This window comes from Desulfovibrio sp. OH1186_COT-070 (assembly GCF_003860215.1).
In the GTDB taxonomy this organism is placed as follows: domain Bacteria; phylum Desulfobacterota; class Desulfovibrionia; order Desulfovibrionales; family Desulfovibrionaceae; genus Desulfovibrio.
The window spans coordinates 1-382 of sequence record NZ_RQYH01000202.1 but is presented as its reverse complement, the minus strand read 5'-3'; the positions used below and the strand labels follow the sequence as shown (position 1 = coordinate 382).

At 41.1% G+C, this 382-nt stretch carries 1 protein-coding gene; it reads left to right on the top strand.

Annotated features, from left to right (window positions below; genetic code table 11):
- Positions 1–382: CD3337/EF1877 family mobilome membrane protein (locus EII23_RS12520; protein WP_409360243.1), on the top strand; the 382-nt coding region annotated here is incomplete at both ends.

Here is a 382-nt window from a genome sequence, read left to right as displayed (position 1 = left end):
GTTTGTATGTTTCCAATGCGACAGGGTACTTAGTACAGGAAGCCTATTCCTTAGACTTCATTTCCGCTACAGCAGATTCCATTGGTAAGAATATGCAGACCTTAGCTGGTGTGAGTGCAAACGGATTTTCAACAGAGGGTTTCTATGTTGGATTCCTCTTACTCTTGATTTTGGTTCTTGGGGTTTATGTTGCCTATACGGGACTGATAAAGAGAGAAACCACAAAGGCAATTCATGCCATTATGAATTTTGTGCTGGTGTTTATCCTATCGGCTTCCTTTATTGCCTACGCTCCCGACTACATTAAAAAAATCAATGACTTTTCATCAGACATCAGTAATGCCAGTTTATCACTTGGCACGAAGATTGTCATGCCCCATTC